Below are 18116 nucleotides of genomic sequence, written 5' to 3' on the forward strand. Positions count from 1 at the left end.
ATCTGAATCAGCTGCCTTTTTATGACATTATATATTATTTTGTTGGTTGTTGTTTTTGAATACGTAAGAAGTAAATGCCGTAGAAAACTGCTAAGAAGACGAAGACGCCTCCTGAGAAGTAGAACGTCATATTCAAGTTGTTTGTAAATTGATACAACATCCCACCGATAAGCGGGCCGATCATGGCACCGACACCTTGAACACTGTTAAAGACACCCCATGTTTCTTCTTGCTCATCTTGTTTAATGAATTTAGCCATGAACGTATTCCAAGCTGGTAATAAAAAGCCATACATTAAACCGATGAATAATGCGACACCCCACACGAGATAAATTTGTGTGATGAGTGAAAGGCTGAATATGGCCAGTGTATATAATACAAAGCCTGTAAAAATTGCACTGAACATAAATTTATTGCCATGACGATCAATGATTTTTGATAAGAAGAGCATGGATATAGCACAACCGACACCGCCAATAATTAAAGCAGCCGTGTATTCAACCATGCTGACTTTTACAACTTTTGTTGCGTAAGTCGGTAAAATCGGTACAAGTGCACTGATTGAAGCGCCTTGTAAGATAATACCAGGGAATAAGACACCATTTGAATGTGCAACTCGTTTAATTTGCGCAAGTTGTTCTTTTAAACGACGTGTTTTGTAGTTAGTAAGGCGAATCTTAACGAAGTAATATAGAATCCATGCTACTAATACAACCAGTGCCATTAAAAATGTAAAGTGCGTTGGATGCACTTTTACAATTAACAGCATGCCGATCATACCTGCTAATAAACCAAATAGCCATGCAAAATAGACATGGCCCATTTGTTTACCACGAGATTCGTCACGTACACTAGAAAGCATAATGACCCATATTGGGCTTGAAGCCACACCTAGTAAGATAGAACTCATGATTAATATAATAGCATTATATGGGAACCAAATAACTAAAAACAAACTGCCGAAAGCCAGTAAAAAGCCGAGTGTTAAAACTGGTTTCGCACCGAATCGTTTTAATAAGAAACCGACAACAAAGTTTGTTGCGGCATCTGAAATATAGTGAATAGAAACCGCAGCTGAGGTTACGCCGACAGCTACTGATGACACAGTAGGCAAGAAGGGAAGGTAACCTAAGACAAACATGCCTCGTGCGAATTCCATAAAGAACAATATAAACAACATAATTATGAAATTACGTTTATAGTTTGCGTTATATTTACTTGAGGAAGAGCTTTGCATATAATGGTACCTTTCCATAAATTTCTTCTGTTTGTGAAGATTCATCTAAGAGATGAAGTAAGTCTCGGCATAATTTATAGGTAGGGTATTTGACTTTCAAGTCTTGCATACGTGCAACCATTGTCTCTAATTCTTTTTCATCTTGTGTTAAATCGGTAATTAACGCAATTGCTTCTTCTGTAGTATCAGCCACTTTGCCCATGCCTTTAGATTCAAAGTAAAGCGCATTTTCTAACTCTTGGCCTGGTGCTGGATCTAAGAAAATCATCGGTACTTTACGCGCAAGTGCTTCTGATATTGTAATACCGCCTGGTTTCGTAATCATGAGGTTAGAAGCGGCCATCCATTCGTTCATATGATGTGTATAACCTAAAATTAGTACATTATGATTATCTTTAAATTGATGTTTTAAATTACGTTTTAATTCTTTATTGCGTCCGCAAACCATGACGACTTGCGTCTCTGGCGTACGTTCTAAAATATCGGCAATCATCGATTCAAAGCCTTTAGATACACCAAAAGCACCTGCAGACATCAAGATAGTAGGACGTTTTGGATCTAAGCGGTTGTGACGCATCCAAGCATCTGTATCGATGTCTTCTTCAAATTGTGATGAAATTGGAATACCAGTAACTTTTATAATATCTTGTGGTACGCCGATATCTGTAAATTCTTGTTTTAAATCTTCTGTAGCGACATAGTAACGTGAAGAGTGGGGCGTTACCCAGTTTTTATGTAAGCGATAATCTGTCATTACCGTCGCAATCGGAATGTTCATATTAAATTGTTCTGTTAAAACAGACATGACCGGCGTTGGGAATGTCAGTAAAATCAAATCAGGTTTTTCCTTAATCAACAAATTGATCAATTTGTTTAAACCGTAGTATTTGTAAAAACATTTATCAATGTCTTTTGGGCGGCTATAGTAAAAACGTTTGTATGAATTTCTAAAATATTTAAAACTATTGATATAATACTTTTTGCAAATGGATGTTAAGATGGGATGTGCTTCTAAAAATAAATCATGTTCAATCACAGATAAGTGTTTAAGATTCATTTCATTTAATTGATTCACAACGCTGTTTGTCACTTGCAAATGGCCGTTCCCGAAAGAACCTGTAATAATCAATATCTTCTTGTTTTGAGTAACCATGAAAGCAGCCACCCTCCAGTTAGTAGATTTAATGTTGTCTATGTGAAGCTAATATATAGAATATATTGCTTTGTCTACAGTGTAACGTATGTTGCAGCCAGATTAAATAATATTGACGCTAACATCACTGAATTATAACACTTATTCACAGAGTATAAAAATATTTTCATACTTTCTTAACATTTGGTTCAATGAAAAAGAGATTCGCGATTTGTGAATGGTGCTTCTCTTATAAAGGAAGTATTTGAAATTAATACGAAAATGACAACGTAATCGATATATTAATAACGTAGAAAATTGTACAATAGAAAATGAACTCACGCATCTAGATTTCTAAAGAAAAAATGTATAATATAGTAGTATTGGAAAAGAAGGGGCGATCGATGTGAAAGCGAACGAATTGTTCGAAAAGATAAAATCGAAACAAGTACTTGGCAGTTTAGATAGAGAAGTGGATGATGTAACAACGGATTCCCGTACTGCAAAAGCAGGCAGTATCTTTGTAGCTTCAAAAGGCTATACAGTAGACAGCCATAAATTTTGCCAAAATGTAGTTGATCAAGGGTGCAAAGTGATTGTAGTAGAACGTGAACAACAATTAACAGGCGATGTGACACAAGTGATTGTGCCGAATACAAGACGTGTTGCAAGTTTGATTGTACATAAATTATATCAATACCCGAGCGAAAAGCTGGTAACGTATGGTGTGACAGGCACAAATGGTAAAACATCTATTGCGACGATGATTCATTTAATTCATCGTAAATTAGGAAAAGGCAGTGCTTACTTAGGCACAAACGGTTTCCAAATCAATGAAACTGTCACAAAAGGAGAAAATACCACACCAGAAACCGTGACATTGACGAAGAAAGTACATGAAGCGGTTGAAGCGGGTGCTGAAGCAATGACATTAGAAGTTTCAAGTCATGGTTTAGCTTTAGGTCGTTTAAGCGGTGTAGAATTTGATGTGGCTGTTTTTTCAAACTTAACTCAAGACCATTTGGATTTTCATGGCACAATGGAAGCTTATGGTCATGCGAAGTCACTGTTATTCAGTCAACTAGGTGAAGATTTAAGTAAAGAAAAATATGCGATCGTCAACCAAGATGATGCATTCTCAGAATATTTGAAAACAGTAACACCTTATGAAGTCTTTACGTACGGGATTCATAATAAAGCGCAATTCCAAGCGGAAAACATTAAGGAATCATTGACAGGTGCTGCATTTGATTTTGTGACACCAGATGGTACATTCCATGTGGATTCACCGTATGTCGGCCAATTCAACATTTCAAATATTATGGCAGCGATGACTGCAGTATGGAGTAAAGGCACACCAATGCAAGACATTGTGAATGTAGTCAGTCAATTAGAACCGGTTGAAGGTCGTTTAGAAGTGTTAGACCGTTCCTTACCGATTGATTTAATCATCGATTATGCCCATACGACAGACGGCATTGAAAAGCTGATTGATGCGGTTAAACCGTTTGTAAAACAAAAATCTATATTACTGGTCGGTATGGCAGGCGAACGTGACTTAACGAAAACACCAGAGATGGGCAGACAAGCGAGTCGTGCTGATTATGTTATCTTCACACCTGATAACCCAGCCAACGATGACCCTAAAATGTTAACGCATGAATTGGCTAAAGGTGCAACACATGATAACTATGTAGAGTTTACGGATCGTGCTGAAGGCATTCGTCATGCGATTGAAGTTGCAGAACCAGGTGATACAGTAGTATTAGCTTCAAAAGGTCGTGAGCCTTATCAAATTATGCCAGGTCATGTTAAAGTACCACATCGTGATGATTTGATTGGTTTAGAAGCAGCATACAAGAAATTTGGAGGTGGCCCTTCTGAAGATTAGGACACTTCATACAATAGAAGGTGCAACAGCCTATAACTATACAGATGAAACAATGCAGAACCAGCTGATTGCAGTTCCTGACATGAGTTGGTCTGCGTTGATAGATACGAAGGAGTCAGCAGAAGATGTAGAAGAAGACTTAGTAATGGAACTATTTAACTTGATGGATGAAGCTGAAGCGGAAAGCTTAGCTCATGAACTGACTTTAATTCTATTTGATAAAGGAGACGAAAGATGAGTATAAAGGATGAAATTGAATCCAGAAAAACCTTTGCGATTATTTCTCACCCGGATGCCGGGAAAACCACTTTAACTGAAAAATTGCTATTATTCGGTGGTGCCATTCGTGAAGCAGGGACAGTTAAAGGTAAGAAATCTGGAAAATTCGCAACAAGTGACTGGATGAAAGTCGAACAAGAACGTGGTATCTCAGTAACAAGTTCTGTGATGCAGTTCAACTATGATGATTTTAATATCAATATTTTAGATACACCAGGACATGAGGATTTCTCAGAAGATACGTATCGTACGTTAATGGCAGTCGATAGTGCTGTGATGGTAATTGACTGTGCTAAAGGGATTGAACCTCAAACATTAAAACTCTTTAAAGTATGTAAAATGCGTGGTATTCCTATCTTCACTTTCATCAACAAACTGGACCGTGTTGGTAAAGAACCTTTCGAGTTGTTAGATGAAATTGAAGAAACTTTGAATATTAAAACATATCCGATGAACTGGCCTGTTGGAATGGGTCAAAACTTCTTCGGTATTATCGATCGTGAAGATCGTACGATTGAACCATTCAGAGATGAAGAACACTTATTGCATATCAATGAAGATTATGAAATTGAAGAAGAGCATCCGATTACAAACGATAGTACATTCGCACAAGCGATTGAAGAGTTTATGTTGGTAGAAGAAGCGGGCGAAGAATTCGATAACGAAATGATGTTAGCCGGTGAATTGACACCTGTATTCTTTGGTTCAGCTTTAGCAAACTTCGGTGTACAAAGTTTCTTAAATGCTTATGTAGACCATGCGCCGATGCCGACAGGACGTATCACGACTGATGAAGAAGAAGTGAGTCCATTTGCGCCTGACTTCTCAGGATTTATCTTTAAAATCCAAGCCAATATGGATCCTAAACACCGTGACAGAATCGCATTCATGCGTATTGTCAGCGGCGCGTTTGAACGTGGTATGGACGTGAAATTACAACGTACGAATAAGAAACAAAAAGTGACACGTTCAACGTCATTTATGGCTGATGATAAAGAAACTATCAACCATGCGGTTGCGGGAGATATTATCGGTTTATATGATACAGGTAATTACCAAATCGGCGATACATTAGTCGGCGGCAATCAAAAATTCAGTTTTGAAGATCTGCCGCAGTTCACACCTGAACTCTTTATGAAAGTATCACCGAAAAACGTGATGAAACAAAAACACTTCCATAAAGGTATTGAACAATTGGTACAAGAAGGTGCCATCCAATACTATAAAACATTGCACACGAACCAAATTATTCTAGGTGCTGTAGGTCAACTGCAATTCGAAGTCTTCGAACACCGTATGAATAATGAATATAATGTAGATGTAATTATGGAACCTGTCGGTCGTAAAATTGCACGTTGGGTTGAAAATGAAGAAGATATTCAAGATAAGATGAGCACAGCGCGCTCTATACTAGTACAAGACCGCTATGAACAAAAAGTATTCTTATTTGAAAATGAATTTGCGACACGTTGGTTTGAAGAAAAATTCCCTGAAATTAAACTTTATAGTTTATTATAGGTATTCAATGGGGTATAATTATTTTAAATAAATGAATACCTATGACAGTCATGTCAGAGGGGAGTAACTTAAGAAGTTGGATTCAAATCCGCTTCAACATTCTTATCGTCATTACGAAATGCATAGACATTTCCGGTAAAATGGGGTTCATACAAACAAGTATGGATTCAAGTGAGACCTTTGCTATTTATTTAGCATAGGTCTCTTTTATTTTGTCCACGTTTTTTTAGCCAGACGATTGAATTATTTTGAAGGAGTGGTCATTGAATGGATCCGAGTTTAATTTTATCCTACGGATGGGTATTGCTCGTACTCGTGTTTTTAGAAGGTTTACTTGCTGCGGATAACGCAGTAGTTATGGCAGTAATGGTTAGACATTTACCGCCTGAGCAAAGAAAGAAAGCACTATTTTACGGCTTATTAGGAGCCTTTGTCTTTAGATTCTTATCATTATTCCTAATCAGTTACTTAGTAAACTTCTGGTTTATCCAAGCAGCTGGTGCCGTTTATTTACTATATATGTCAGGACGGAATTTATATCAATTTTACAAATCCAAAGGTCATGGACCTGAACAACCAGAAGGCGACGATCATCACTACGATGAGCACGGAACTGAAAAGAAAGTCAGTCCGAAAGCCTTCTGGGCAACAGTTGCAAAAGTTGAATTTGCGGATATCGCCTTTGCGATTGACTCAATGCTAGCAGCAATGGCCATTGCCTTCACGTTGAAACCAGTCGGTATTCATTTCGGCGGTATGGACTTAGGTCAATTCGCAGTAATGTTCATGGGTGGTATGATCGGAGTTATCTTAATGCGTTTTGCGGCAACATGGTTCGTAGAACTATTAAACAAATATCCTGGTCTTGAAGGTGCAGCCTTTGCGATTGTTGGATGGGTCGGTATCAAATTAGTGGTACTCGTTCTTGCACATCCACAAGTTCATTTAATTTCAGAACATTTCCCACACTCAACATTGTGGCAAATCATCTTCTGGGGTGTCATGATTGGACTTGTCATCTTTGGTTGGTTATCTTCTTTACGCCACAACAAAAAGAAAGCAAAAGAACAATCAAATTCATAATACAATATGAAACGAAAAACCGTTTATCTTTATTAATTTAAAAGATAGACGGTTTTTTCTTTGTTTAACTTTCAGATTGAAGTAGAAGAAAAAATCCTCTAAAATTTTTAGTGAAAGCACTAAGTTTACAAGAAATTTACAATAGATTGTGTCATAATAGATAAGAAAGATTGTAGTAGAGGAGGGCGTTATGATGGCAGAAGATAATGGAAAGCGTCAACCAGATGAAAAACAAGTTATACCGAAAAGTCATTATAAACGAAAACGTCGAGAGTTTTTCCATAATGAAGAACGAGAACAACGTGTTGAACAAGAAAAAGAACAACAAGCACAAGAAAAAGAAAAAGCAGCCATGCAAGCTAAAAACAATGAAGAACGTGTGAAAGACAACTTAAGAAAAGCACGTATTGAAAAGCTGACACAAGAAGAAATTCAACATCAACAAGAAATTGCGCAAGGTAAACGCGAGCCTGAAGTAGAAAATGAAACAACAGAAACACCGAAGGCAGAATCATCAACTCAAGATGAATCCTTACATAATGAACAGCCATCAACATCCACTGCAGGTGCGAAAAAAGAGACAGTGAAGAATGAAAAAGCTGTTTCAAATGTTTCATCAGTCACAGTAGATGATGACACAAAAATTCATGAGCCCGCAGCAACAGAAGAACCAACACAAACAGAAACAGAGCCGCCTTATAAAGAGGGCGAACCTGCAACACGCAGTACACAAAATAATCAGGCCAAAGCATTCTTTGAAAAACATTGGGCTAAAATCGCAATTGCGGTCGGCGTAATTATTTTATTACTATTACTCTTTGCGATATTCCATAATCTTAGAAGTGATAATGGAAGTGCCGGTGACGTCGCAACGTTTGATGGCAGCGGCGATAAACAAGAGACAGCTATGATGAAAGCAGCAAAAAGTTCGATTCATTCAGTCGTTACAGTTGAGAACAAAACAAAAAATAAAAGCTCAATTGATAAAGAAACCGCAAATTCTGATAATGAAATTGGTTCGGGTGTCGTCTACAAAAAAGTGGACGACTCCATTTTTATATTGACGAATAGTCATGTGGTCGGTGACAAAAAGACACAGCGTATTTTATATGATGACAACAAAGAAACAACAGGGAAGGTCATCGGCAAAGATAAATATTCAGATGTAGCAGTTGTGAAAGCAAATGTTGAAAAAGATAGTGACGTCAAAGCTATCCGTATCGGCGACTCTAAACAACTTCAATTAGCAGAACCTGTGATTACTGTGGGAAATCCGTTAGGCGCTGACTTTAAAGGCAGTATTTCAAATGGTGTCGTTTCAGGTTTAAATCGTAATGTACCTGTGGATATTGATAAAGATAACCACTATGATGTACTGACAAAAGCCTTTCAAATCGATGCGCCGGTCAATCCTGGCAACTCAGGAGGGGCAGTAGTCGATCAAAACGGCAAATTAGTCGGCATAGTATCGTTGAAAATTGATATGCCGGCAGTAGAAGGTATGGCCTTTGCGATTTCAGTCAATAAAGCTGTGACACTCGCAAAACAATTAGAAGATAAAGGTAAAATTGATTATCCGAATACAGGTGTCGCATTATCCAATGTGGCTGATTTATCTGATCAAGAACGTGAGCAATTCAAAGTTCCTAAAGATTTACAACAAGGTACTGTAGTCAGAGAAGTGAATCATAACTCACCAGGTGAAAAAGCAGGTTTAAAAACAGGGGATATTATTGTAGAATTAGATGGTAAAAAAATTGAAGATAATTTAAGATATAGACAGATTGTCTTTGAACATCAAGCAGATTTGAAACCATTATCTGCAAAAATATATCGAAATGGTAAACTAAAAAGTATAACGATTAAATTGAAGTAGTGTTGAGGTGAAAACAGTTGTCCATTTTTAACCAGTTATTTAAAAGATCCAGTCCTCAACAAGGTATTGTCTTATTCTATTTGATTGCGATTATCGCAGCATTTTTGATGTTGAATTTACCTGGCGTGCATAAACCTGGTGTGCACGTTGATCCTATTGATACATTGTTTGTGGCTGTATCAGGAATCAGTGTGACTGGATTGACACCTGTGACGATTGCCGATACGTATTCGACTTTCGGACAAATTGTCATCATGATTATTTTAAATATCGGCGGTGTCGGTGTCATGGCATTAGGTACAGTGCTATGGCTTATTTTAGGGAAACATATCGGCTTACGTGAACGTCAGATGATTATGTTAGATAATAACCGTCATACGATGAGCGGTGCGGTTCAATTGATTATTGAAATTGTTAGAGCCGTCTTATTGATTGAACTTGTCGGTGCATTATTATTGGCCTTTTATTTCTATAGAGATACCGCAGATATCCAATATGCGTTGATGCAAGGCTTCTTCGTTTCAGTTGCCTCAACCACTAACGCAGGACTCGATATTACAGGGAATTCATTGATTCCTTATGCGAATGATTATTTCGTACAAGCGATTGTGATGTTCTTGATTACACTGGGTTCTATCGGGTTCCCGGTATTATTAGAAATTAAAGCGTATATCAGTAATAGAAATCCGAACTTCCGTTTCTCATTATTTGCGAAAATCACGACGATTACGTATTTCGCATTATTCTTATTCGGAACAGTGATGATTTTAATCTTAGAGATGGGCAACACGTTAAAAGACGTCAGTTGGCATAAAGCACTCTTTTATGCCATGTTCCAATCTACGACAACCAGAAGTGCCGGATTACAAACTTTAGATATTTCGCAATTTACCGATGCGACCAACTCATTGATGGGAACTCTGATGTTTATCGGATCTTCACCAAGTTCAGTAGGTGGAGGTATTCGTACAACGACATTTGCGATTTTGATTCTCTTTATTTTAAACTTCCGTACGGATTCAGAACGTATTACGATTAAAGTCTTTAATAGAGAAATCTTGCCGTCAGATATCCAAAAGACTTTCATGGTCTTTAGTGTCGCAACGATTCTATCACTGACTTCAATTGTGTTTATTCAAGCAGTGGAAGGCAGTAAAATGTCTATTCTTCAAGTCTTCTTTGAAGTCATGTCAGCGTTCGGAACCTGTGGTCTATCTTTAGGTCTCTCGAGTGACGGTACTGATATAACCAAAGTAGTCTTAATGGTCTTAATGTTTATCGGACGGGTCGGTTTAATCTCCTTTATTTTAATGATTGGCGGCAGAAAAGAACCTGTCTTATATCACTATCCAAAAGAAAAAGTACAAATTGGTTAATAATAAGTAATACTTTAAATCACTTTCAACATCATTAAATATAGAAATAGCTATAATAAATAAAGCATGTGTTTGAAACTCTGAATGAGCTCAAGCACATGCTTTTTTATATGTTTAATTAAAGTAATTTTTACCAGTCTTGAACAGATTTACGTTCACCTTTGAAATTACCGCTTTTTTGATGTCTGCTTTGTAGGACGTGTTTAACGTCCTCTACAGTTACACCACAAGCGTGTAGTAACACAAAGAGGTGATATAAAACATCGGCTGTTTCATTAGCTAATTCTTCTTGATCATCCTTCATTGCGGCAATCACCACTTCAAACGCTTCTTCACCGAATTTCTTCGTGATTTTTTCAATACCTTCATTCAATAAATAATGTGTATATGATTTGTCATCATCACTGTTTGCGCGAGATTGAACGATTTCTTCTAAACTATCAATAAAGAAAGGTATTTCTGTGTTGAAACAACTCGTTGAGCCTGTATGACAAGTCGGACCATCAGGATTGACGAAGACTAATATCGTGTCTTGATCACAATCTAATTTAAGATCGACAACGTGTTGGTAGTTGTGAGAAGACTCACCTTTTTTCCATAAACGTTCTTTACTACGAGAATAAAACCAACATACTTTATCTTCTAAAGTCTTTTGATAGGCTTCTTCGTTCATATATCCCAGCATCAACACTTGTTTGGTTTGATAGTGTTGTAAGATTGCGGGTACTAATCCTTTTGAAAAGTCTGGTGTTATTGCCATCTGACTTCAACTCCTTCTTCTTTTAGGAATGCTTTAACGGCGCCGACAGTTGTTTCTTTATCATGGAAAATACTGGCTGCGAGTCCAGCAGAAACATCAGTTTCTTTAAATAAATCCGCAAAATGTTGGGCATTACCGCCACCACCTGAGGCGATAATCGGAATAGAAACACGTTCATTGATTAATGACAATAAGCGATGATCAAAACCTTGTTTGACACCATCGTAATCCATGCTGGTCACAAGTAATTCGCCAGCACCTAACGCTTCAACTTCTTGAACCCAATCTAAAGTTCGTTTATCTGTACGCTGCTTACCGCCATGTGTATAACAGAACCAATCTTGTTTATCTTCTTCCCATTTCGCATCAATAGCGACGCAAATACATTGTGTACCGAATTTCTGGCTCGCCTCCGCAATTAATTCAGGATTTCGTAATGCGCTAGAGTTTAAAGAAACTTTATCTGCGCCATGTTTTAACAAGATAGAGATATCTTCAACAGAATTGATACCGCCGCCGATGGTTAATGGGATAAAGAGTTTAGAAGCGGTCTCTTCGATAATATCTAACATCATTTGATGACCGCTTTCTGTACGTGAAATATCTAAGAAAACTAATTCGTCTGCAAGTTCTTGATTATAATACGCTGCCATTTCTACAGGGTCTCCGATATCACGCAATCCTTTAAACTTCACACCTTTGACGACCCGACCGTCTTTAACGTCAAGGCAAGGGATGATACGCTTTTTTATCATTCTAATCCCTCCCAAAAGGCTTCGGTATTCGCAGCTTTGCCGACGATGGCCGCATGTACACCATCCGCTTCTAAACGCTTCAAATCATCAGAACTGCGGATTCCGCCAGATGCGACGACTGGTAGGGCAGTCGCTTGCGCAAGTTGTTTCGTCAATTCGAAGTTCGGTCCTTCTAATTTACCGTCTTTCGAAATATCTGTATAAATCAAGCCGCCGAGCGGTAAGTGTTCAATCGTTTTAACGAATTCAAATAAATTTAGTCCTGTTTCTTCTAACCATCCGTTGACTTTGATTTCATCAACATAAGCGTCTACAGATAAGTAAATACGATTTGGAAATTGTTCAGCAGCTGTTTTAAGCCAATCAGTATCTTGAATTCCTTTCGTGCCGACAATCACATAAGCAACGCCTTTATTGAAATAATCTTCAATTGTTTCAGTAGAACGGATACCGCCGCCGACTTCAATCGGTAAATCTGTTAAACCGACCAACTGTTCAATATAATCTGCTTCTACAGGCTGTTTGGTTTTTGCGGCGATTAGATCGATGACATGGATACGTTTCACACATTTATAACGACTATAGAATTGAACCGCTTCTTCTGCAGTTCTCGCCATCGCTTCTTTGGTTTCATAGTCTCCTTCAGTTAAACGGACACTTTGTGAATCGATTAAATCAATTGCTGGCCATACTTCAATCATGAATAAAACCGCCTTTCAATGCTTGGTCTAAAATAGCTAATCCGAAATCACCGCTTTTTTCTGGATGAAATTGGATACCGATTTTATTATCTTTTTGGACAATGGCGGTAATCGGCAGACCATAATCCGCTGTCGCAATAATCGGTGCAGGTGTTTGAACGTAATAAGAGTGAATAAAGTAAACGTCTTTATCTAAAAGAGGGTGTTTACTCTCTAAATTGTTCCAACCTAGGTGGGGCACAGGGTAAGGTGTATCAATGGGTACAACACGACCAGGAATCATACCTAATCCCTCTACATCACCTTCATCACTATGTTCAAACATCAACTGCATGCCTAAACAAATACCGATCATTGGTTTCTTGTCTTGAAGCTCGATCAGTAACTTATCTAGGCCTGAAGCTTTGAGTGCTGTCATCGCATCTTTAAAGTGACCGACGCCTGGTAAGATGATATGTGAGCTTTCTCTGATTGTGTCAAAATCACTTGTCAGTTGTGCATCGTAGCCTAAGTGATTGACCGCGCGTTCAACGTTTTTGATATTTCCGACACCATAGTCTACAATCGCGATCATTCAATCACTCCTTTAGATGAAGGCACACCTTGTGTATCGCTTTCTGACAGTGCGATTTTTAAACTGCGCGCAAAGGCTTTAAAAATCGCTTCAATTTCATGATGTGTATTTCCTCCGCGAATTAAATCAATGTGTGTGGTTAAACGCGCATTAATCACAAGTCCTCTAAAGAATTCTTCGACAAGTTCTGTATCGAACGTACCGACTTTCTCTTTAGAGAATTCGGCATTAAATGATAAGAAAGGACGTCCGCTGATATCTGTAACGACACGTGCTAACGTTTCATCCATTGGAATATAGAAAGTACCGTATCGTGTGAAAGATGTTTTATCACGCACGGCCTCTAATAATAATTGACCTAACACAATTCCGATATCTTCTGTTGTATGGTGATCATCAACATAGGTATCTCCGTCTACTTTAAGTTGAAGGGCGATACCGCTATGGAAACTGAACAAAGTCAACATGTGGTCTAAGAAACCCACACCAGTTGAAATCGATGTTTCTGATTGATTGGAAAAATCTAATGTTGCTTCTATAGAGGTTTCTTTAGTTGAGCGTGTTTTATGATAAGTCATTTTGTTCACTCCATTCCTTGATGATTTGTGAGAGTTGATCGAGTTCTTGATCTGTCGCAATAGAATAACGCACTGCTTCATTTAATTCAGGTTCGTCATAAATACGTGGTTGGAAACCATGTTCGATCACATATTCACCCAAACTGCGTGCTTTTGGTCCATAAGTGAAGACAAAGTTTGCCTTAGATGGAATCACTTTTAAAGCGTCACTATGATAAGGTTTGAAAATATCATTAAGCTTGCGACATAAGTAACGTTGTTCTGCGATCAGGTTCATGACACGTTTAGTATCTTTGAATAATGTTTCCGCAAGTGTTAAAGATAGGGTGCTCATCGGATATGGGTGTGCGAAACGATTTAATAATTGAATCGTTTTTGGTGTTGAAATCACGACACCGATACGTAAGCCAGCCAATGCGAACGCTTTACTCAATGTTTTCATGACGATGATATGATCTTCTAATGCAACTTCAATCGGTTCGCCGAATTCAATATAAGCTTCATCAATGACAAAGTAACCGCCGAGTGCTTTCATTTTATCGCTGATAGCTTTCAAGAAGTTGAAAGGATATTGTTCGCCTGTTGGGTTATGAGGCACGCTCATGATAAAGAATGCAGGTTGAACCTCATCAATACGGTTTAAAATTGCTTCGAGTGAGAAGCGGAAATCTTGGTCGCATGAGACATATTCAATGTCACGTTCAGTTTGATGCGCAAATTCGGTATACATCACAAAATCTGGGCTTAATGTAAGTACAGGACCTTCTGGCAGAGCTAACATACATTTTTGAATCCATTCATCAGATCCATTCGCAGCTAAAACTTGATTAGTATTTAAATTATAAAAATCCGCGTACGCTTTTAGAAAATCGTTATATTGCGTTTCTGGATAGACGCGAAAATCTGTATCATTAATGACTTCTGCAATTTCTGATTTAGAAAGTGCAGGAATCGGGCTTTCGTTTTTATCGATATAAATCAATTATGATTCCTCCTGTTCTACTCTGACTTTAACTGAGGCTTCATGTTGGTATAAGCCTTCTTCATGGGCGATTGTCATAGCACCTTCTGCAAGGTTGTTGAAGGCTTCTTGGTCGTAACGGATCACAGAATGACTTGTAAGGAAGTCGTTGACTGTTAAACCGTTTGTGAAGCGAGAAGTTTGGTTAGTCGGCAAGACGTGACTTGGTCCTGCGTTATAATCGCCTAAAGCTTCAGGTGCATAAGAACCTAAGAACATTGCGCCAGCATATTTGATTTTGTTGATGTAATAGTCAGGTTCTTTTGTTTGAATTGATAAATGTTCAGGCGCAACATAGTTTGCGATTTCAATATTATCTTCGAGACTTTCAGTCAAAATAGGGTAGTGGAAGTCTCGTACACTTGGTTCAATAATCGCTTTTCTTGGAGCATTATTGATTGCATCTGGTAATAACGCTTCTACTTCTTCTAATAATGATTGGCTTGTAGATAATAAGAAAGTACGTGCACGTTCATCGTGTTCAGCTTGCGCTAAGATGTCTTGAACAATAAATTCAGGGCGAGATGTTTCATCTGCGATAATCATAATCTCACTTGGTCCAGCGATTTGATCAATACCGACATAGCCATAAAGTAATTGTTTCGCTAAAGCAACAAACTGATTACCTGGTCCGACGATTTTATCCACTTTAGGTACAGATTCCGTACCAAAGGCTAACGCCGCAATACTTTGTGCACCACCGACTTGGAAAATACGATCGACACCCGCAATTTTACAAGCTGCTAGAATACTTGGTTTAATGCCTTCAGCTTGTGGGGGTGTCACTGCGATAATTTCTTTAACGCCAGCGACTTTCGCAAGTGTCGCAGTCATTAAAACAGTCGAAGGATAAGCGGCTTTACCGCCTGGAACGTAAATACCGACACTTTCAAGCGGATTATAAATTTCGCTTGTGTATTCACCGATAACATCTTCATGTTTGATACGTTCTTGGAATGCTTTGATGTTTTCAAAGCTTTGTATCAACGCTTCGCGTAACTCTGGTGAAATTTGAGTCAAGCTGGCTTCAATATCTGCTTGAGGTACTTCTAATTGTGAAAGTTCCACACCGTCAAATTGTTTATTGTATTCAAATAAGGCTTTGTCTTGATTCTTTTTGACGTTTTGAATGATTGTGTTGACTTGATCGATTAATGATTGTTCAATATCTGAAACGTTTTGGAAACGCGCATAAAATTCAGTTTTATTAAGCATGTATAGAAACCCCCAGTTGTGTAATGAATTGATTAATAGCGTCTGATTTACTGAAGAAAGCATGTTTATTGGTAATCAACTTTGCATTCACATTACCGATTTTTTCACGTTCTTCTAATCCGTTAGATTTAAGTGTTGTCCCTGTTTGGACGATATCCACGATAGCATCGACCATATTGACGACAGCTGCGAGTTCCACTGATCCAGATAAAGGAATGATGCTAACATCTTGACCGAGTTGGTTGAAATATTGGCGTGTTGTATTGACGTAAGTCGTCGCAACACGATTGATATCTGTCACACCAGGTTTAGCAGCTACAGAAAAGTGACATTGACCGAACGGTAAATCGATATAGTTATTTACATTATGATTTGGTTTTTCACTTAAAATATCACTGCCGGTAATTCCTAAATCAGCGATACCTTCTTCAACATAAGTAGGGACATCTGTCCCTTTAACTAAAATAAATTTAATATCTTTTACGGTAATCTGCAGCTTACGTTCACGTTGATGTAAAGCTTCTGCCCATATAGGATTGTTGTTGTGTTCTAAAAATGCGATGAAGTCTTTGAGTAATCTCCCTTTACTGAGGGCAATCGTTAACATAATGTGTTCCTCCTAATCTAATTGAATCCCAAAACCGAAACCGTCGATTGTTCCGCTGTAATGACCGCCTGACATAATCGGTTCAGACTGGCTATTTTCAAACAGCTGCATAAAACTTCCGATATAGTAAGTTTTCGGTGGCATCGTTGTAACATCTAAGTGAATGGTTTGGATGCCTGCACGTTTTAATTCTTCTGACCATCGTAATAAAGATAAGTATGTCGGATGATCATTAGGGATGATATTTCGAATATAATCCAGCTGCAAATGTGTCGGTTGTTTCAACAGACCTAAAAGTTTATGGTCTTTAGGCAACTGCTGATTAAGTTCAGAAAGGTTACGTTCATTAATCAACTGTAAGATTTTTGGTGTGCGTTCTTCTTCACTTAATAACAAAGATAACAGTTGATAGTGACCAATCACCGCAAAATCTACCTCGCGTTTCATTTCCTTTTGAACAAATCCCAACATCAACTGAAAACTCGTCAACATTTCTTGGTAAGTTGGATGAAATACTTCAATACCTAAGTTTGTGCTGATATGTTCATTGTTTGCGATAGGGCCTGCATAAACAGCTTGTTTTAAATTTAAAGCATACGTTCTGACATAATGTTGAAGTTGATCTGTCCAGTCATTACGAAGCGCAAAGAAATTTTGACCATTTTTCCAAATACTGCGCGTTCCCATACTTTCTAAATCATCTTGCGTCAACTGTTGCCAATTCAAACGTTCAATAAAATGCAAGTCTATCACTTCATATTGATGAGATTGGAAATATTTTAAAAAGCGGAGTTCCAAATCTTTTCGTTTAAGCACTTTATCTTGGTATTCGATGTATTCCATTTATAGTTCCTCACTTCCATCAACGCTTTCACTCTCTACCGAACTAAAGCGTACTTGTTTAATGACGTAATCATAGCACGAAATCACTGTTAAATCAATAGAATATTCAGAATATGATAATTATTACGAAAAGACTTATTAATGTGAGAATATTCAGAAAATTTGTTGACGCTAGCGGGTTTTTTTATTGTATATTATTTTTAATAGATAGAGAACACTTTAAAAAGCGGTGTTTTCATGAAAAAGTATGTTGCTAGAACAATAATTATTGCCACTTTATTACTAGGAATTGGAACAACTATAATTGCAAATGCTTACGAATGGGCAGGAAGGGGAAAATGGAGTCATGGAATAGACTCAACATATGTTTGGTCATATTACACACATAATAGTTATGGTCATGGCTCTACAGCAATCGGCAAATATCGTTCAGATAGTGGCTATACCACTGCTGGAAAACAAGCACGTGCATCTGCGGAAAAAGCTTGGTGGGGTAACCAAGCATATTATAGAGTGTATTAGAACATCATTAAAAAAAGAGTGGGGGCTGGGACATAAATCCAGTCTCAAATAAAAGCCGAGGAGAATCTTTAATGATTTTCCTCGGCTTTTTATATAAAATACTCATATTATTTCAAAAAAATAAAGCCCTCACGTATAATTAGAGAAT

The 18116-nt window shown here is 37.8% G+C and carries 18 protein-coding genes; 7 read left to right on the top strand and 11 right to left on the bottom strand.

All coding sequences use genetic code 11. The features are described from left to right. Positions 1–34: 34 nt before the first annotated feature. Both ltaA and BU038_RS09285 read right to left on the bottom strand, forming a co-directional pair. Complete coding sequence (gene ltaA, locus BU038_RS09280; protein WP_107605789.1) at positions 35–1237, bottom strand: lipoteichoic acid biosynthesis MFS flippase LtaA; 1203 nt, start codon at positions 1235–1237, stop codon at positions 35–37. Next, a complete protein-coding gene (locus BU038_RS09285) occupies positions 1215–2390 on the bottom strand; it encodes a diglucosyl diacylglycerol synthase (protein ID WP_107605790.1) in 1176 nt (391 codons plus the stop codon). Before BU038_RS09285 ends, ltaA begins: the two co-directional genes overlap by 23 nt. Before the next feature lie 385 nt (positions 2391–2775). Between BU038_RS09285 and BU038_RS09290 the strand changes: the two genes are divergently transcribed. The 6 genes from BU038_RS09290 to BU038_RS09315 all read left to right on the top strand — a co-directional run bounded on the left by BU038_RS09290 (position 2776) and on the right by BU038_RS09315 (position 10392). After that, entirely contained in the window at positions 2776–4260 is a 1485-nt protein-coding gene (locus BU038_RS09290; RefSeq protein WP_107605791.1) for a UDP-N-acetylmuramoyl-L-alanyl-D-glutamate--L-lysine ligase, read from the top strand. Positions 4261–4312: 52 nt separating this feature from the next. Next, a complete protein-coding gene (locus BU038_RS09295) occupies positions 4313–4498 on the top strand; it encodes a YueH family protein (RefSeq protein ID WP_241963167.1) in 186 nt (61 codons plus the stop codon). Then, positions 4495–6057 carry a peptide chain release factor 3 gene (locus BU038_RS09300; RefSeq protein WP_107605793.1) on the top strand — a complete coding sequence of 521 codons (1563 nt, stop codon included), beginning with the start codon at positions 4495–4497 and terminating at the stop codon, positions 6055–6057. Before BU038_RS09295 ends, BU038_RS09300 begins: the two co-directional genes overlap by 4 nt. A 267-nt stretch (positions 6058–6324) precedes the next feature. After that, positions 6325–7140: a TerC family protein gene (locus BU038_RS09305; RefSeq protein WP_107605794.1), complete on the top strand. Its 816-nt coding sequence runs from the start codon at positions 6325–6327 to the stop codon at positions 7138–7140. Positions 7141–7330: 190 nt separating this feature from the next. Beyond that, positions 7331–9016 carry a S1C family serine protease gene (locus tag BU038_RS09310; RefSeq protein ID WP_107605795.1) on the top strand — a complete coding sequence of 562 codons (1686 nt, stop codon included), beginning with the start codon at positions 7331–7333 and terminating at the stop codon, positions 9014–9016. Between the two features lie 17 nt (positions 9017–9033). Further along, on the top strand, positions 9034–10392 hold the full coding sequence (locus tag BU038_RS09315; protein ID WP_107605796.1) for a TrkH family potassium uptake protein: 1359 nt from the start codon (positions 9034–9036) through the stop codon (positions 10390–10392). Between the two features lie 130 nt (positions 10393–10522). On the opposite strand, the gene hisIE is transcribed toward BU038_RS09315, so the two are convergent. From hisIE to BU038_RS09360, 9 genes are read right to left on the bottom strand one after another with little or no spacing between them, the layout of a single operon-like run. Beyond that, positions 10523–11152 (bottom strand): bifunctional phosphoribosyl-AMP cyclohydrolase/phosphoribosyl-ATP diphosphatase HisIE, encoded by a 630-nt coding sequence (hisIE, locus tag BU038_RS09320; RefSeq protein ID WP_107605797.1) that lies wholly within the window; start codon positions 11150–11152, stop codon positions 10523–10525. Further along, positions 11143–11907 (bottom strand): imidazole glycerol phosphate synthase subunit HisF, encoded by a 765-nt coding sequence (gene hisF / locus BU038_RS09325; protein WP_107605798.1) that lies wholly within the window; start codon positions 11905–11907, stop codon positions 11143–11145. Before hisF ends, hisIE begins: the two co-directional genes overlap by 10 nt. Further along, on the bottom strand, positions 11904–12608 hold the full coding sequence (gene hisA / locus BU038_RS09330) for a 1-(5-phosphoribosyl)-5-((5-phosphoribosylamino)methylideneamino)imidazole-4-carboxamide isomerase (RefSeq protein WP_107605799.1): 705 nt from the start codon (positions 12606–12608) through the stop codon (positions 11904–11906). The genes hisF and hisA overlap by 4 nt, the downstream gene beginning before the upstream one ends. After that, entirely contained in the window at positions 12601–13182 is a 582-nt protein-coding gene (hisH, locus tag BU038_RS09335; protein WP_107605800.1) for an imidazole glycerol phosphate synthase subunit HisH, read from the bottom strand. Before hisH ends, hisA begins: the two co-directional genes overlap by 8 nt. Then, entirely contained in the window at positions 13179–13760 is a 582-nt protein-coding gene (gene hisB, locus BU038_RS09340; RefSeq protein WP_107605801.1) for an imidazoleglycerol-phosphate dehydratase HisB, read from the bottom strand. Before hisB ends, hisH begins: the two co-directional genes overlap by 4 nt. Beyond that, complete coding sequence (locus tag BU038_RS09345; protein ID WP_107605802.1) at positions 13747–14742, bottom strand: pyridoxal phosphate-dependent aminotransferase; 996 nt, start codon at positions 14740–14742, stop codon at positions 13747–13749. Before BU038_RS09345 ends, hisB begins: the two co-directional genes overlap by 14 nt. Next, positions 14743–15996, bottom strand: a complete 1254-nt coding sequence (gene hisD / locus BU038_RS09350) for a histidinol dehydrogenase (protein ID WP_107605803.1) — start codon at positions 15994–15996, stop codon at positions 14743–14745. Beyond that, a complete protein-coding gene (hisG, locus tag BU038_RS09355) occupies positions 15989–16603 on the bottom strand; it encodes an ATP phosphoribosyltransferase (RefSeq protein WP_107605804.1) in 615 nt (204 codons plus the stop codon). Before hisG ends, hisD begins: the two co-directional genes overlap by 8 nt. A gap of 12 nt (positions 16604–16615) precedes the next feature. Further along, the gene (locus BU038_RS09360; RefSeq protein WP_107605805.1) at positions 16616–17446 is read right to left on the bottom strand and encodes an ATP phosphoribosyltransferase regulatory subunit; all 831 of its coding nucleotides are present in this window, start codon (positions 17444–17446) and stop codon (positions 16616–16618) included. Between the two features lie 237 nt (positions 17447–17683). Between BU038_RS09360 and BU038_RS09365 the strand changes: the two genes are divergently transcribed. Next, positions 17684–17968: a lactococcin 972 family bacteriocin gene (locus BU038_RS09365; RefSeq protein ID WP_107605806.1), complete on the top strand. Its 285-nt coding sequence runs from the start codon at positions 17684–17686 to the stop codon at positions 17966–17968. Positions 17969–18116: the final 148 nt, after the last annotated feature.

This window comes from Staphylococcus simulans (assembly GCF_003043455.1).
Taxonomy (GTDB): domain Bacteria; phylum Bacillota; class Bacilli; order Staphylococcales; family Staphylococcaceae; genus Staphylococcus; species Staphylococcus simulans_A.

Bases quoted from the DNA above. Each gene is read 5' to 3' on its own strand.
- hisG (WP_107605804.1), bottom strand. From the start codon at position 16,603: ATGTTAACGATTGCCCTCAGTAAAGGGAGATTACTCAAAGACTTCATC.
- hisB (WP_107605801.1), bottom strand. From the start codon at position 13,760: ATGACTTATCATAAAACACGCTCAACTAAAGAAACCTCTATAGAAGCA.
- BU038_RS09360 (WP_107605805.1), bottom strand. From the start codon at position 17,446: ATGGAATACATCGAATACCAAGATAAAGTGCTTAAACGAAAAGATTTG.
- hisF (WP_107605798.1), bottom strand. From the start codon at position 11,907: ATGATAAAAAAGCGTATCATCCCTTGCCTTGACGTTAAAGACGGTCGG.
- BU038_RS09310 (WP_107605795.1), top strand. From the start codon at position 7,331: ATGATGGCAGAAGATAATGGAAAGCGTCAACCAGATGAAAAACAAGTT.
- hisA (WP_107605799.1), bottom strand. From the start codon at position 12,608: ATGATTGAAGTATGGCCAGCAATTGATTTAATCGATTCACAAAGTGTC.
- BU038_RS09295 (WP_241963167.1), top strand. From the start codon at position 4,313: ATGCAGAACCAGCTGATTGCAGTTCCTGACATGAGTTGGTCTGCGTTG.
- BU038_RS09300 (WP_107605793.1), top strand. From the start codon at position 4,495: ATGAGTATAAAGGATGAAATTGAATCCAGAAAAACCTTTGCGATTATT.
- ltaA (WP_107605789.1), bottom strand. From the start codon at position 1,237: ATGCAAAGCTCTTCCTCAAGTAAATATAACGCAAACTATAAACGTAAT.
- BU038_RS09305 (WP_107605794.1), top strand. From the start codon at position 6,325: ATGGATCCGAGTTTAATTTTATCCTACGGATGGGTATTGCTCGTACTC.
- BU038_RS09285 (WP_107605790.1), bottom strand. From the start codon at position 2,390: ATGGTTACTCAAAACAAGAAGATATTGATTATTACAGGTTCTTTCGGG.
- BU038_RS09365 (WP_107605806.1), top strand. From the start codon at position 17,684: ATGAAAAAGTATGTTGCTAGAACAATAATTATTGCCACTTTATTACTA.
- hisD (WP_107605803.1), bottom strand. From the start codon at position 15,996: ATGCTTAATAAAACTGAATTTTATGCGCGTTTCCAAAACGTTTCAGAT.
- hisH (WP_107605800.1), bottom strand. From the start codon at position 13,182: ATGATCGCGATTGTAGACTATGGTGTCGGAAATATCAAAAACGTTGAA.
- hisIE (WP_107605797.1), bottom strand. From the start codon at position 11,152: ATGGCAATAACACCAGACTTTTCAAAAGGATTAGTACCCGCAATCTTA.